Source organism: uncultured Psychrobacillus sp. (genome assembly GCF_938022135.1).
Classification (GTDB): domain Bacteria; phylum Bacillota; class Bacilli; order Bacillales_A; family Planococcaceae; genus Psychrobacillus.
The window spans coordinates 2,501-17,724 of record NZ_CALIED010000019.1; the positions used below are offsets into that span (position 1 = coordinate 2,501).

Sequence of the window (15,224 nt, forward strand, 5' to 3'; positions counted from 1 at the left end):
GCTCTTAGTACCTCAATATGTTCCCTAGAGACTTTTGTATCTTTACGCACGACTGGGGACTTTGTATTCACAAACAGATCTTCGGCTATTATACTACCAATTCTAACCTCTTCTAGATTTTGTAAGATATATTCCATTTGTTACCCTGCTTTTTCTTTTATTTTCCTTAATTATACTAAATTCTATTGATTCTTGTATATGCGAATTCTATGTTTATCTAATTAATATAAATCGTATTTTCACTTAGCTACAGTTATCTAACTAAAAAAAACTACCCTTAAACAGTGTCTAAGGGTAGTTTACTTACTTATTCTTCTATTTCTTCTATTTCTTCTATTTCTTCTGTTGAGGATGAATCTTCATCAGGAGTAACAGCTGCTTCTTCCATTTCAGCATCTATTACTTCTTCTTCCTCTTCTTTTTCAACTTTTGCTACGGTAGCAATTAACTCGCTGCCAGATAATCTCATTAGACGAACACCTTGAGTACTTCGTCCTGTCATAGAAATATCGTTTACATCCATACGGATCAACATGCCATTAATTGTGATTAGCATCAAGTCTTCAGAACCATCTACTGCCTTCACGGCACATAAAGGTCCATTCTTATCAGTGATTTGGCATGTTTTTACACCCATACCACCTCTAGTTTGCAATCTATACTCAGATTCTGGTGTACGTTTACCGTAACCATTCTCCGTAACCACTAGTATCTCTTGTCCAGGTTCTATAATTTCCATTCCTACTACGTAATCGTCATCCTTCAAACGGATTCCTCTTACTCCTCCAGCAGTCCGGCCCATAGAACGTATATCTGTTTCTTCGAATCTTACTAGCTTACCTTGGCGTGTACCTATGATAATCTCTTTTTTACCGTTGGTTAAACGAACTCCTATTAGTTCATCCTCTTCACGTAAAGAGATAGCTATTAAACCATTAGCACGGATATGTGCAAAACCTGATACTGGTGTTCTTTTTGTTACACCATGCTTAGTCGTAAAGATTAAGTAATTATCTTCTTCAAATGAAGCCATTGGGATCATCGCAGTTACATGCTCGTTTTTCTCAATGCCTAGAAGATTAACCAGTGGCAGGCCTTTTGCTGTTCGACCATACTCTGGAATTTCAAATCCTCTTGCACGGTATACCTTACCATTATTCGTAAAGAATAGAATCGTATCATGGGTGGATGTATACAATAAATGCTCAACGAAATCATCTTCATTAGTTCCCATTCCTTGTACTCCACGACCACCACGTTTTTGACTCTTATACGTATTTGCAGGTAAACGTTTAATATACCCTTTATTTGTTAAAGTAAGCACAGAATTTTCTACAGGTATTAAGTCTTCATCTTCAAAGACCTCTGCTCCTCCTGCAACAATCTCCGTACGGCGTTTATCTGCATAGCGATCTTTAATCTCCGTGATTTCTTCACGGATGATTTCAATTACTCGATATTCATTAGCTAAGATGAATTTTAGTTCCTCTATTAATTGTACTAATGCCTTATATTCATCTTCAATTTTATCGCGCTCTAATCCAGTTAAACGTTGTAAACGCATATCCAGAATTGCTTGCGCTTGTCGTTCTGATAAATTGAACTGCTCCATTAAGCCATTTTTTGCTATTTCTCCTGTTTGAGAAGAACGAATTAGCTTAATAATTTCATCAATATGATCTAATGCAATTCGTAGACCTTCTAGAATATGCGCGCGGTCTTCAGCCTTGTTCAATTCAAACTGCGTACGACGACGGATTACCACTTTTTGATGTTCTAGATAATAGTAAAGCATTTCTTTTAGGTTCAACACTTTAGGCTGGTTGTCCACCAACGCTAACATATTAATACCGAAGCTCGATTGTAGTGCGGTTTGTTTGTATAAGTTATTGAGGAGCACGTTAGAATTTGCATCCTTACGAACTTCAATAACAATACGCATTCCGTTTCGATCTGATTCATCAGCCAAATGAGTAATTCCATCAATTTTCTTATCACGTACAAGCTCTGCTATTTTTTCAATTAGACGAGCTTTATTTACTTGATATGGAATTTCTTTAACGATAATTACTTCTTTCCCACTAGGCTTTTGTTCAATTTCGACCTTCGCACGGATTAGGATAGAGCCCTTCCCAGTCTCATAAGCACGACGGATCCCGCTACGGCCCAATATGATACCGCCTGTTGGGAAATCAGGACCAGGAATAATATTCATTAATTCCTCAATAGTGATGGCTGGGTTTTCCGTTAAAGCCAAAACCCCGTCTATTACTTCCCCAAGATGGTGAGAAGGGATGTTAGTTGCCATACCTACAGCAATTCCCGAAGCCCCATTTACAAGTAAATTTGGGTATCTACTTGGTAACACAACTGGCTCTTTTTCTTGACCATCATAGTTATCTTTATAATCAATCGTATTTTTATTTATATCGCGTAATAATTCTAAAGCAATTTTGGACATACGTGATTCTGTATATCGCATAGCTGCTGCTCCGTCTCCATCGACAGATCCAAAGTTACCATGGCCGTCTACCAGCATGTATCGATAGCTAAAATCCTGCGCCATACGAACCATTGCATCATAAATGGAGGAGTCACCATGTGGATGGTATTTCCCCATTACGTCTCCTACGATACGAGCAGATTTTTTATGAGGCTTATCTGGTGTATTTCCTAGTTCTTGCATCCCATATAAAATTCGACGATGTACGGGCTTTAACCCGTCTCGTACGTCAGGTAATGCACGGGATACAATAACGCTCATCGCATAGTCAAGAAAGGATGTTCTCATTTCTGTACTAATATTGATCCCTCTGACACCTTTATTCGGTATTTCTGACATCCTAAAGACCTCCAGTTAAACACATTCTTAAATATCTAAATTTTTCACATATACAGCATTGTCTTCGATAAACTGACGACGAGGCTCTACCTCTTCGCCCATCAGCTGTGTGAAGACTTCATCTGCCTCCATTGCATTATCCAAGTTAACTTGAAGCAATGTACGATTTTCTGGATCCATTGTTGTTTCCCAAAGTTGAGTTGCATCCATTTCTCCAAGTCCTTTGTAACGTTGAATGTTTGGCTTAGACGTTTTAGGCAATCGATCTAAAATTTCTTTTAGTTGTTCATCATTATAGCAATACTCTACATGCTTTCCTTGTTTCACTTGATATAAAGGTGGTTGTGCTGCATACACATAACCTGCTTCAATCAATGGTCTCATAAATCGGAAGAAGAAGGTAAGTAATAATGTACGAATATGAGCTCCATCTACGTCCGCATCGGTCATGATAATGATTTTATGATAACGAGCTTTTTCTAAAATAAACTCTTCCCCAATGCCAGTACCTAAAGCTGTAATCATAGTACGAATCTCTGCATTTCCAAGTATTCTATCTAAACGTGCTTTTTCCACGTTTAATATTTTTCCTCGTAATGGAAGAATAGCTTGATAGTGACGATCTCGTCCTGATTTCGCTGATCCACCTGCTGAGTCACCCTCAACTATATACAATTCGCTATCTGCTGGAATACGGGAAGAACAATCTGCTAATTTCCCTGGTAAGCTAGATACCTCTAAAGCTGACTTACGACGAGTTAATTCTCGTGCTTTTTTCGCAGCTACACGTGCACGGGCAGCCATCAGCCCTTTATCCACAATTTTTCTAGCAATTTGAGGGTTTTCTAATAAAAATCGGTCAAAACCTTCAGCAAACAAACTATTAGTAATAGTGCTTACTTCGGAGTTACCGAGTTTTGTTTTGGTTTGTCCTTCAAATTGAGGATCGGGATGTTTTACTGAAACAATAGCAGTTAAACCTTCTCGTACATCGTCACCAGACAAGTTTGTTTCTGAATCTTTTAGTAAACCATTTTTTCTTGCATAATCGTTAATTACACGAGTAAGGGCAGTTTTAAAGCCAGATTCATGTGTTCCGCCTTCATACGTATTAATATTATTTGCGAAAGATAAAATGTTTGATGAATATCCAGCATTATATTGCATGGCAATTTCAATAGATATTCCGTCTTTCTCACCTTCTACAAAAATAGCTTCTTCTGTAATTGGCTCTTTTGATTTATTTAGATCCTCTACGTAAGATTTAATACCGCCCTCGTAAAGGTATTTAACTGATTTTTCTTGGCCTTCTCGTTCATCTGCAATAGTGATGGTCAAACCACGGTTTAAATAAGCTAATTCTCTTACGCGGTGCGCTAAGATATCATACTCATAAACAGTTGTTTCCGTAAAAATTTGCGAGTCTGCTTTAAATCTTGTAGTAGTTCCTGTTTCTAATGCTTCTCCCGTTACTTCTAAAGGTGAAGCAACAGCTCCTCGTTCAAATTTAATCGTATGAATTTTTCCATCGCGTTTAACATAAACTTCCGTATACTCTGACAAGGCATTTACTACTGATGCACCAACACCATGAAGCCCACCGGACACTTTATATCCGCCGCCGCCAAATTTACCACCAGCATGAAGAACAGTCATAATAACTTCAACTGCAGGTTTTCCCATTTTTTCTTGGTTATCAACTGGTATACCACGGCCATTGTCTTCCACACGAATCCAATTGTCTTTTTCAATCGTCACAATAATATGATCGCAATAACCAGCGAGCGCCTCATCAATACTGTTATCAACGATTTCCCATACAAGATGGTGAAGTCCTTTAGAGCTAGTAGTCCCTATGTACATTCCGGGACGTTTTCTTACCGCTTCTAAACCTTCTAATACTTGTATCTGATCAGCATCATAAGATGGTTTTAAATCTTTCTCTTCCATTGCCAACTTGCTCACCCACTCTTTCATTACTTTCCATACTGGTGAATTTTATTTTATAACTGCCCCTTGTTCCACATGAAACATCTTTGCCTGTTTAATCGTGTCATGGGCTATTCCTTCAATACTTGTCGTTGTAACAAACGTCTGAACGTCACCATGAATAGTCGTTAATAGATGCGATTGTCGGTAGTCATCTAATTCCGATAGAACGTCATCCAGCAATAAAACAGGAGCTTCACCTACCTCCTGTTTTATCAATTCGATTTCGGCTAATTTAAGTGATAAGGCTGTTGTTCTTTGTTGTCCTTGCGAACCATAAGTTTGAACATCATAGTCATTGACAAAAAATTTAAGGTCATCACGATGAGGACCATACAAAGTGACTCCGCGATCTAATTCTCTTTTTTGATTTTCAAATATTTTTGTCTCTAAAGTTGTCTTCATCTGACTTTCTGAATAGTCTGCTTTAATACCTATAGTAGAGTCATATGCAACTGTGAGTTTTTCTAATCCTCGTGAGATACCAAAGTGAATTGGTTCTGCCCACTTTTGAAGTAATTCCATAAATTGGAATCTTTTTTGAATTACTTTTACTGCAGCATTTATATATTGTTCTGTATAAACGTCAAACATGACATCATTTAACTTAGATTGACCTTGATGTTTTTTTAAAATATGGTTTCTTTGCTTTAAAATCTTTTGAAAGTTAAGCAAATCATGTAAATACCTAGGAGATATTTGTCCTATTTCCATATCTAGAAAACGTCTTCTGACTTGAGGACTACCTTTAACCAAAAACAAATCCTCTGGTGCAAACATGACAACATTAAGCTGACCTATGTAGTCACTGAGTCTATTTTGTTCTAGGTGATTCACCTTTGCTTTTTTTCCTTTTTTGGAGAGTATTAATTCCAAGGGGAGTCGTCCATATTTTTTGTGTATATCCCCTATTATTTTACCATACTCTGCTTCCCAGCGTATCAATTCTTTATCATTAGAAGTTCTATGAGACTTCGCCATTGATAATACATATAGGGATTCCATTAAGTTAGTTTTACCTTGGGCATTTTCCCCAATCAACACATTTATTTTAGAGGAAAAATCCAATTCTATTGAATCGTAATTACGGAAGTTTTTTAGCTCAAGTCGTTCAATATACATATTACTCTCCGTTCTCAGGTCCAATCATTAGAAATTTTCCTACTCCTGGAATATTCACTACATCTTTGTTTCTTATTTTTCTACCTCTTCGTTGATCTGCTTCTCCGTTTATATATACGGGATTTTCGCTCAAAAACCATTTAGCCATTCCACCTGAACTTATTGCGTCTGTCATCTTAAGTAATTGACCTAAGGTAATAAATTCCGAATCAAAACGAATCTCTTCCACTAATTATTCAACCTCTTCTCATTTTGTTTATCCCTCCATTTTACCCTAATAAAGCAAATAAGTAAAAAAGATAGCCACTATTGGTGACTATCTCTTGTTTATGCTGTTTAGTAAGTTCTTACTGGAAGGATTAATTGCAAGATTGAATCGTCATGTACAGATTTTAAAACAAACGGTCTCATTGTCCCTGCAAAAAGAATTTTTACATCTTGTCCATCAATCGCCTTTAGTGCATCCATCATGTATTTAGCACTGAAAGAAATCTTAAGCTCTTCGCCTTCTATCGTTTCCGCTAGAATTTGTTCTTCTACTTTTCCGATTTCAGGAGAGTTGGAGGAAACTTCTAAGGAATTTAAATCTAGAGTTGAAAAACGAACAACATTATTTCTTTCTTCTCGTGCCAATAAGGAAGCACGATCTATTGCTTGCAATAAAGATTTACCGTTAACAACAATAGTTGTTTTATATTCGCTTGGGATCAGTCTAGATGTGTCAGGGTAATTTCCTTCTAACAATCTAGAGTAAAATAATACATCCTCGGTTTTGAATAATATCTGCTGCTGAGTCATAACTATAGCTACTTCGGAAGAAGTTTCTTCTAGAATCTTATTTAATTCATTTAAGCTTTTTCCTGGAATTACTACGCTATATTTTTCTTCAGGTAAATCTTTTAATGCTGTTTTTCTTTTTGCTAGACGATGGCTATCTGTAGCTACACAGTGGAGCTCCCCATCAATAACCTGCCAATTCACTCCAGTTAATACTGGTCTGCTTTCTGATGTAGAAACAGCAAATACTGTTTCTTTAATAATAGATTTCAACAAGTCAGAAGGAATATAGAATTGTCGATCTTCTTCAAGTTGAGGTAACAAAGGATATTCACTAGCATCAATGCCTATTAAGTTGAATTCTGATTTACCTGAACGGATATGTGTGTGGAATTGGTTTGTAACTTCAATTTCTACATCGTTAGTAGGTAATTTACGAACAATCTCACTAAACATTCTTGCTTGGACAACTATTGATCCTGGTTCTACGATCTTTATAATTTGTTCTCCATTTTTTTCAACTGGTATAAATGTTTGGATTGTAATATCTGAATCACTACCAGTCAAATACAAACCTTCTTTTGTTACTTCTAATTTTAATCCAGTCAATATAGGAATTGTTGTTTTAGAACTTACGGCTTTCATTACATCATTTAGTCCATTTAATAGACTATCTCTCATTACTTCAAATTTCATTTTAGTACCTCACTTATATATTTATTATTTATTAAAAGATTAATAGATATAGTAATAGGGCTTGTGGATATGTTGATAAGTGCATATTTCGCTATATTTCGCCACATATCCCCATGTGTATAACTTGTGTTTAAGTATGGACCTAAAATAGGAACTTATCCACAATCTAATTATCTACCGAGGATAGATTTTATTTGCTTAATATCATCCTGCAGGTTCATATCTGTTTTTAGCATCGTAGCTATTTTATCGTGTGCATGAATTACTGTAGTATGATCACGTCCACCAAACTCTTCGCCAATCTTAGGCAATGAGAAATCAGTTAGCTCACGGGAAAGAAACATAGCTACCTGACGAGGGAATGCGATAGATTTGGTACGTTTTTTCGCAGTAAAATCTTCTAATCTTATATGAAAATGCTCTCCTACAACCTTTTGGATATCTAAGATCGTAATAATTCTTGGACGTGCATTTGGAAGAATATCTTTTAATGCCTCAGCAGCTAAGTCTATATTAATATCTTTATTAACAAGCGAGGAATAGGCCACTACGCGAATAAGTGCACCTTCCAGCTCTCTTATATTCGAGTCAATTTGATTTGCGATATAGGCCATAACTTCATCAGAAATATCCAAACCGTCTGCGCGTGCTTTTTTACGTAAAATAGCAATTCTTGTTTCTAAATCAGGTGGTGCTATATCTGTTATCAAGCCCCATTCAAAACGGGAGCGTAAACGATCCTCTAACGTGGGAATCTCCTTAGGTGGTCTGTCACTGGAGATAACAATTTGTTTAGATTCTTCATGTAAAGCATTAAAAGTATGAAAAAATTCTTCTTGAGTTGATTCTTTTCCGGCAAGGAACTGAATATCATCTATTAAGAGAACATCTACATTTCGATACTTATTTCGGAAGTCTACTGCTTTGTTGTCGCGAATAGAATTAATAAATTCGTTCGTGAATTTTTCAGAAGATAAATAAACCACTTTTGCATTCGGATTGTGTTCTTGAACATAGTGTCCAATCGCGTGCATTAAGTGGGTTTTTCCTAATCCAACTCCTCCGTATATGAAAAGAGGATTATATGCTTTTGCAGGTGCTTCTGCTACAGCTAAAGAGGCAGCATGGGCAAAACGGTTACCAGAACCAATGACAAAAGTATCAAATGTATTTTTTGAGTTAAGCATTCCAGGAGAAAAGTCTGGCTGATCATCTGGAGTAACCGGTGTTTTTGGCTTTGGTATTTCAAAGTCATCAAAGTCCTGACCCTTAGGTACTACAAAAGAAATTAATAATTCATTGCCAGTAAGTTCTGTAAGAATCCCAGCAATTAAATGAACATAGTGATTTTCAAGCCAATCCCTAGCAAAGGAATTGGGCGCAGCTATGGTTACAGTGTCTCCCTTATAAGAAAGCATCTTTGTTGATTTTAACCAGGTTTCGAAGCTTGGTTTCGATGTTTTCTTTTCTACTTCAGAGAGAACTTTAGCCCAAAGTTCTTCAAAGTGTTCCAATAACATAATCTCCTTTTCTATAAGATTGATAGGAAATCCGTTTCTCCTACCTTTTAGTAATAAGACTGTTTTACAAAAAGAGAATAATCATTCAGCTTTCTATTTTATATGTATAAATTATAGTTATATACACAAATCCACGTCCTGTGGATAAACTTTATAAACGTATGGGGAAAATATTATCCACAGATTACTAACAACTGTGGATAATAAAAAATAACATATTTCGTTTGAAAAAGTAAAACACAGATATCGTATCAAAAAAACGTTGCAATTACAAGATACTTTAAGGTTATCCACAATATTAAATTAATTAACAGTTAAGGTTGTCCACAGCAAAGGGATATGTTAAAAACATGTTCATAAGCTATGTGGATATTTTTTTGTCGAAAATTGTTATTCACAGGTAAGTGGGAAAAGATATCTTAGTATGTGGATAAGAGTGGGCAAGAAGAAAACAGAAGCAGCAAGACATGGACTTAAATAAAGATTGACAAATACAGTGTAGTTTTTATATAATATCGGAGACTGTCTAAGGAACATTTTAAGATGATCACTCAGGAGGTGTCATATAGATGAAACGTACATTCCAACCAAATAGCCGTAAAAGAGCAAAAAATCACGGTTTCCGCGCACGTATGAGTACAAAAAACGGTCGCCGCGTAATAGCAGCCCGTCGTGCTAAAGGAAGAAAAGTATTATCAGCATAATTATAAGTCCACTGACCAATTCAGTGGTCTTTTTTTTCTTTCAAACCGATTAGTTGGAGCAGGTGACTAGATGAATAAGAAACAACGCATAAAAAAGAATGCTGAATTTCAAAAGATCTTTAAAAAAGGGAAATCATTCGCCAACAGACAGTTTGTAGTTTATACATTGGAGAATGAATACGATTATTTTCGAATAGGATTATCTGTAAGTAAGAAAGTTGGCAATGCAGTGGTTCGTAATCGTATTAAAAGATACATTCGTCAATCCTTTTTAGAGTTGAATGATTCAGTGGCAGGAAACAAAGATTATATTATTATCGCCAGAAATTCGGCGGCCAAGCTTGACTTTCATGAGACAAAAAAGAACTTAGAGCATGTTTTGAAAGTAGCCAAAGTTTTAAAGAAGAAAAGCTAGTGAAGTCTTTTGGATGAGATGTTAAGATAAGGATAGATGAAAGATGAATGTATTTTAATAGGGGGAAGAAGGTTGAAGAGAAAATTACCTTTACTATTATTATTAATAGTAATGACAGCTTTACTAGCTGGATGTACGGAATTCAATGAACCAATTTATAATACTTCCGAAGGTTTTTGGAATGAATACATTGTTTGGCCATTAGTTTCCGCTATTACATTTTTCCAAGAGCTATTAGGGACATATGGTCTCGGGATCATTGCAGTAACGATTATAATTCGTTTAGTAATTTTACCGTTAATGATTAAACAAACTAAAAACTCTAAGGCAATGCAAGAAGTACAACCAGAGATGTTAAAGCTAAAAGAAAAATATAGCTCCAAGGATGCTGTAACACAGCAAAAATTCCAACAAGAAATGATGGCTTTATATAAAGATAGAAATATTAATCCAGCAGCTGGATGTCTTCCTATTTTTATTCAGATGCCAATACTAATCGGTTTCTATCATGCAATTAGTCGTATGAATAATACACCAGAGATCAATCTAGGCGATTTCTTAGGTTTTGCATTGGCAGAGCCAAGTATTATCCTAGCTGTCTTAGCCGGAATCATGCAATTAATCGTATTGAGAACTGGCCCAGCAATGGACAACCCTCAAATGAAAATCATGATGTATATCATGCCGTTCATGATCATGGGATTTGGTATTGTATTACCTGCTGCATTAACATTGTATTGGGTAATCGGAAATATTATATCTATCATTCAAAACTTATTCATTTATAAACCTTGGAAAAGAGAAAAACAAGTACCTGTTAAGGCAAAAACGGGAGGGGCCAAAAAATGAAGCAGATTACACAGACTGCACCTACAAAAGAGGAAGCTATAAACGTTGCACTTAAAAAACTTGAAGTATCGAGAGAAGATGTGTCAATTACCGTAGTGGAAGAAGGGAAAAAAGGCTTTTTTGGATTTTTATCTAAGCCTGCAGTTGTTGAAGTAACTGTTTTAAAAAAGGAAAACCCAGTCGATCAGGTCTTGGAAGAAAAAATAGTAGAGGAAGTAATCGAACAGCCGGTTTTAGATAATACCTCTACATTAGAAGAAGTAAAAGAAACTATAGAAGTCACTGAAGCACCAAATAATGATCAAGCGATAGCTGAAACAAAACTATATCTTGAAACAATCGCTAAGGAATTGGATATTGACGATTTAGTAATTAATGAAACAAGAGAGGGTAAGTACATTTATCTTCATTTAAACAGTGAAAAGGCTGCCTTATTAATAGGAAAAAGAGGCCAAACATTAAATGCACTGGAAAACCTATCTCAATTAGTTGCAAACAAATTCTCAAATTCCTTTATCCTTATTAGGTTGGACGTTGGTAACTACCGTGAAAGAAGACAAGAAGCATTAGAACAGTTAGCAGAACGTATGGCTGACAAAGCAGTGCGTACTGGTCAACCGATAGAATTAGAACCGATGTCTTCTTCTGAGAGAAAGATTATTCATAATGCTTTATCCCTAAGAGTAGACATTGAAACTTACTCAGTCGGTAATGAACCAAATAGATATTTAGTGATTGAATCAATAAAATAAGTAAAACGGATTTTAGCTTGAAAATAAGCTGGAATCCGTTTTCTTCTGTTATTAATCCGCTTAAGAAGATTTCCGAAGATGAGCCATAAGCCATCAGTAGGATTCTTTTTTTGTTCACATAATAAAAAGTATCTATACTTCTGATTTAGGACAAAATATGTTATTGTTATATGTTAGATAGTCATGTTCTTTTCAGTTATTCACATGTGGATAACTGAAGGTGCAAGGAGGTGTACACTTTTGGAATTTGATACAATAGCTGCAATTTCCACTCCATTAGGAGAAGGAGCCATTGCCATTGTAAGACTTAGTGGAGCAGAGGCAATTTCAATTGCCAATAAAGTTTTTCAGTCTCCAAATGGAAAAAATCTTAGTGAACAATCTTCTCATACTATTCATTATGGACATCTCGTGGATCCAAAGACGAATGAAGTAGTAGAGGAAGTTATGTTATCTCTTATGAAGGGTCCAAAAACTTTTACGAGAGAAGACGTAGTAGAGATAAATTGTCATGGAGGACTAGTCACAGTAAATAGAGTTCTTCAGTTAATACTTATAAATGGTGCACGGCTTGCAGAACCTGGTGAGTTTACAAAACGTGCTTTTTTAAATGGAAGAATAGACTTGTCGCAGGCTGAAGCGGTAATGGATTTAATCAGAGCCAAAACGGATAAAGCAATGAATGTAGCTTTAGGTCAAATGGATGGACGTTTATCACGTCTCATCAAAACCTTAAGGCAAGCACTCCTTGAAACTTTAGCTCAGGTAGAGGTAAATATTGATTATCCAGAGTATGATGACGTTGAAGAGATGACGTTACCTATGATGATTGAAAAAGGGACTTGGGTAAAAGAAGAAATTGAAAAGCTGTTAATTACTTCATCTCAAGGTAAAATTCTTCGCGAAGGGCTGTCGACAGCAATTGTCGGAAGACCAAATGTAGGGAAATCATCACTTTTAAATAGCTTAATTCAAGAAAACAAAGCAATTGTTACGGAGATAGCAGGAACTACGAGGGATATTATAGAAGAATATGTAAATGTACGTGGTGTCCCTTTAAAATTAGTAGACACTGCTGGAATCCGTGAAACTGAAGATATAGTCGAACGCATTGGAGTAGAGAAATCACGCCAAGTTCTAAAAGAGGCAGATTTAATTTTACTTGTGTTGAATAATTCAGAAGAGCTAGCTGAAGAAGATAGAAGGTTATTCGAGACTATTAAAGGAATGGATTATATCGTTATCGTTAACAAAACGGATCTTCCAACCAAGTTAGATTACGATGAGGTACAACGTCTTGCTACTGATAAGCGTATTGTTTCTACTTCCTTATTAAAAGAAGAGGGAATTGACGAGCTAGAAGACTCTATAGCGTCCTTGTTCTTTGAAGGAAACATTGAAGTGTCAGACATTACCTATGTTTCTAATGCCCGTCATATCGCTTTATTAAATCTTGCTAAATCTACAATTACTGATGCCATTGAAGCAGCACATAATCACGTGCCAGTCGATATGATTCAAATAGATGTTACTAGAACGTGGGAAATATTAGGAGAAATAATTGGCGATACAGTCGAAGAAAGCCTGATTGACCAGTTATTTGCTCAATTCTGTTTAGGAAAATAAAAAACGAGAGGAAGTTACGAACATGCCAAACTTTGAAGCAGGCAAGTTCGATGTGATTGTTGTAGGAGCAGGGCATGCGGGTGTTGAAGCCGCATTAGCCTCTGCTAAAATGGGTGCTAAAACGCTTGTTTTAACAATCAATCTAGATATGATTGCATTTATGCCATGTAATCCGTCCATCGGAGGCCCTGCAAAAGGAATCGTAGTGCGTGAAATTGACGCCTTAGGTGGAGCCATGGGTAAAGTTATAGATAAAACTCACATTCAAATGAGAATGTTGAATACAGGAAAAGGACCAGCAGTACGTGCACTTCGAGCACAAGCGGACAAGGTTCTATACCAAAATGAAATGAAACGTCTTATAGAGGAACAAGCAAACCTTACAGTTCATCAAGCAGTAGTAGAAGAACTATTAGTTGAAGATGATAAAATTGTTGGCTTAGTAACCCAAGTAGGGGCAGTTTATCGAGCAGAAACAGTAGTTATTACTACAGGTACATTTTTACGTGGTGAGATTATTATAGGAGACCTTAAATATTCTAGTGGTCCCAATAACCAACAACCATCCATTAAGCTAGCTGATAGTATCCGTAATTTAGGATTCGACCTAGTTAGATTTAAGACAGGTACTCCACCTCGTGTAAACAGTAAAACGGTAGACTATAGTAAAACAGAAATTCAGCCAGGCGACGATGTTCCTCGAGCATTTAGTTTTGAAACAACAGAATTTATTATGGATCAATTACCTTGCTGGTTAACATATACAAGTTCTGAAACACACCAAATTATCAATGATAATTTACATTTATCGCCAATGTATTCTGGTATGATAAAAGGAACGGGTCCAAGATACTGTCCGTCTATTGAAGATAAAATTGTTAGATTTAATGATAAGCCACGTCATCAAATCTTCTTAGAGCCAGAGGGTCGTAACACAAGAGAAGTTTATGTACAGGGGTTATCAACGAGTCTTCCAGAGCATGTACAACGTAAACTGTTAGCTTCTATCCCAGGATTAGAAAATGCGGAAATGATGCGAGCAGGCTATGCGATTGAATATGATGCAATGGTTCCAACACAGCTATGGCCTACGCTAGAAACAAAAAAAGTTAAAAACTTATATACAGCTGGACAAATTAACGGAACTTCTGGTTATGAAGAAGCTGCAGCTCAAGGACTAATGGCAGGAATTAACGCAGCTCTTAGAGTATTAAATAAAGAAGAAAAAGTGTTGAGCCGATCAGATGCGTATATTGGTGTCTTAATTGATGATTTAGTTACAAAAGGAACTAACGAGCCATATCGTTTGCTTACTTCCAGAGCTGAATATCGTTTACTGCTTCGTCATGATAATGCTGATTTAAGATTGTTAGAAATTGGATATAATATTGGCTTAGTGCCAGAAGAACGGTATAATAAGTTTTTAGAGAAAAAGAAAAGAATAGAAGACGAGCTTCGTCGCTTACGCTCCATTATTATCAAACCGAATGAGGAAACTCAAGAGGTTGTTCGTAATGCAGGCGGTAGCGAGTTAAAAGATGGAATTCGTGCTTCAGATCTTCTTAAAAGAACAGAAATGAACTACGACTTAGTAGCCCAACTAGTTCCAGGAGAAGTTCAGTTAAGTGAAGAAGAAAAAGAACAAATTGAGATTCAAGTTAAGTATGAAGGCTATATAGATAAATCTCTACAACAAGTTGATAAGTTGAAAAAAATGGAAAACAAAAAGATCCCTGATCAAATTGATTACAATGCAATCTCCGGACTTGCAACAGAAGCAAAACAAAAACTAATGCAAGTAAGACCATTATCTATTGCACAAGCATCTCGTATTTCAGGAGTAAACCCAGCAGATATTTCTATCCTTCTAATATATATTGAACAAGGTAAGATAGCTAAAATCACTGGTTAGTCTAAGACAATGAGGAGAAC

13 protein-coding genes (1 of these 13 cut by a window edge) are annotated in these 15,224 nt (G+C 36.2%); 6 read left to right on the forward strand and 7 right to left on the reverse strand.

The annotated features are described in order from the left end of the window. From Q0371_RS04075 to dnaA, 7 genes are all read right to left on the reverse strand, one after another. Nucleotides 1-137, reverse strand: partial view of an HD-GYP domain-containing protein gene (locus Q0371_RS04075; protein ID WP_169359835.1) — the beginning only. The gene continues 973 nt to the left of window position 1, outside the view; 137 of the gene's 1,110 nt are visible here — the first part of the coding sequence; it begins with the start codon at nucleotides 135-137; its stop codon lies off the left edge, out of view. A gap of 170 nt (nucleotides 138-307) precedes the next feature. Next, the gene (gene gyrA / locus Q0371_RS04080) at nucleotides 308-2,842 is read right to left on the reverse strand and encodes a DNA gyrase subunit A (RefSeq protein ID WP_169359834.1); all 2,535 of its coding nucleotides are present in this window, start codon (nucleotides 2,840-2,842) and stop codon (nucleotides 308-310) included. 27 nt (nucleotides 2,843-2,869) lie between these two features. Beyond that, nucleotides 2,870-4,792: a DNA topoisomerase (ATP-hydrolyzing) subunit B gene (gyrB, locus tag Q0371_RS04085; protein WP_205964073.1), complete on the reverse strand. Its 1,923-nt coding sequence runs from the start codon at nucleotides 4,790-4,792 to the stop codon at nucleotides 2,870-2,872. Between the two features lie 48 nt (nucleotides 4,793-4,840). After that, entirely contained in the window at nucleotides 4,841-5,953 is a 1,113-nt protein-coding gene (gene recF / locus Q0371_RS04090; RefSeq protein ID WP_169359833.1) for a DNA replication/repair protein RecF, read from the reverse strand. Between the two features lies 1 nt (nucleotide 5,954). Then, nucleotides 5,955-6,182 carry a S4 domain-containing protein YaaA gene (gene yaaA, locus Q0371_RS04095; RefSeq protein ID WP_169359832.1) on the reverse strand — a complete coding sequence of 76 codons (228 nt, stop codon included), beginning with the start codon at nucleotides 6,180-6,182 and terminating at the stop codon, nucleotides 5,955-5,957. 107 nt (nucleotides 6,183-6,289) lie between these two features. Then, a complete protein-coding gene (gene dnaN, locus Q0371_RS04100) occupies nucleotides 6,290-7,426 on the reverse strand; it encodes a DNA polymerase III subunit beta (protein WP_169359831.1) in 1,137 nt (378 codons plus the stop codon). 170 nt (nucleotides 7,427-7,596) lie between these two features. After that, the gene (gene dnaA / locus Q0371_RS04105; RefSeq protein WP_169359830.1) at nucleotides 7,597-8,940 is read right to left on the reverse strand and encodes a chromosomal replication initiator protein DnaA; all 1,344 of its coding nucleotides are present in this window, start codon (nucleotides 8,938-8,940) and stop codon (nucleotides 7,597-7,599) included. A 575-nt stretch (nucleotides 8,941-9,515) separates the two neighbouring features. Here dnaA and rpmH point away from each other — a divergent pair. From rpmH to mnmG, 6 genes are all read left to right on the forward strand, one after another. Continuing rightward, on the forward strand, nucleotides 9,516-9,650 hold the full coding sequence (gene rpmH / locus Q0371_RS04110; RefSeq protein WP_144540295.1) for a 50S ribosomal protein L34: 135 nt from the start codon (nucleotides 9,516-9,518) through the stop codon (nucleotides 9,648-9,650). A 70-nt stretch (nucleotides 9,651-9,720) separates the two neighbouring features. Continuing rightward, the gene (gene rnpA, locus Q0371_RS04115; RefSeq protein ID WP_251556726.1) at nucleotides 9,721-10,065 is read left to right on the forward strand and encodes a ribonuclease P protein component; all 345 of its coding nucleotides are present in this window, start codon (nucleotides 9,721-9,723) and stop codon (nucleotides 10,063-10,065) included. Between the two features lie 72 nt (nucleotides 10,066-10,137). Then, nucleotides 10,138-10,914, forward strand: a complete 777-nt coding sequence (yidC, locus tag Q0371_RS04120) for a membrane protein insertase YidC (RefSeq protein WP_169359828.1) — start codon at nucleotides 10,138-10,140, stop codon at nucleotides 10,912-10,914. After that, on the forward strand, nucleotides 10,911-11,666 hold the full coding sequence (gene jag / locus Q0371_RS04125) for an RNA-binding cell elongation regulator Jag/EloR (RefSeq protein WP_251556725.1): 756 nt from the start codon (nucleotides 10,911-10,913) through the stop codon (nucleotides 11,664-11,666). Before yidC ends, jag begins: the two co-directional genes overlap by 4 nt. Before the next feature lie 240 nt (nucleotides 11,667-11,906). Then, a complete protein-coding gene (gene mnmE, locus Q0371_RS04130) occupies nucleotides 11,907-13,292 on the forward strand; it encodes a tRNA uridine-5-carboxymethylaminomethyl(34) synthesis GTPase MnmE (RefSeq protein ID WP_169359826.1) in 1,386 nt (461 codons plus the stop codon). A 22-nt stretch (nucleotides 13,293-13,314) separates the two neighbouring features. Further along, complete coding sequence (mnmG, locus tag Q0371_RS04135) at nucleotides 13,315-15,204, forward strand: tRNA uridine-5-carboxymethylaminomethyl(34) synthesis enzyme MnmG (protein ID WP_169359825.1); 1,890 nt, start codon at nucleotides 13,315-13,317, stop codon at nucleotides 15,202-15,204. Nucleotides 15,205-15,224: the final 20 nt, after the last annotated feature.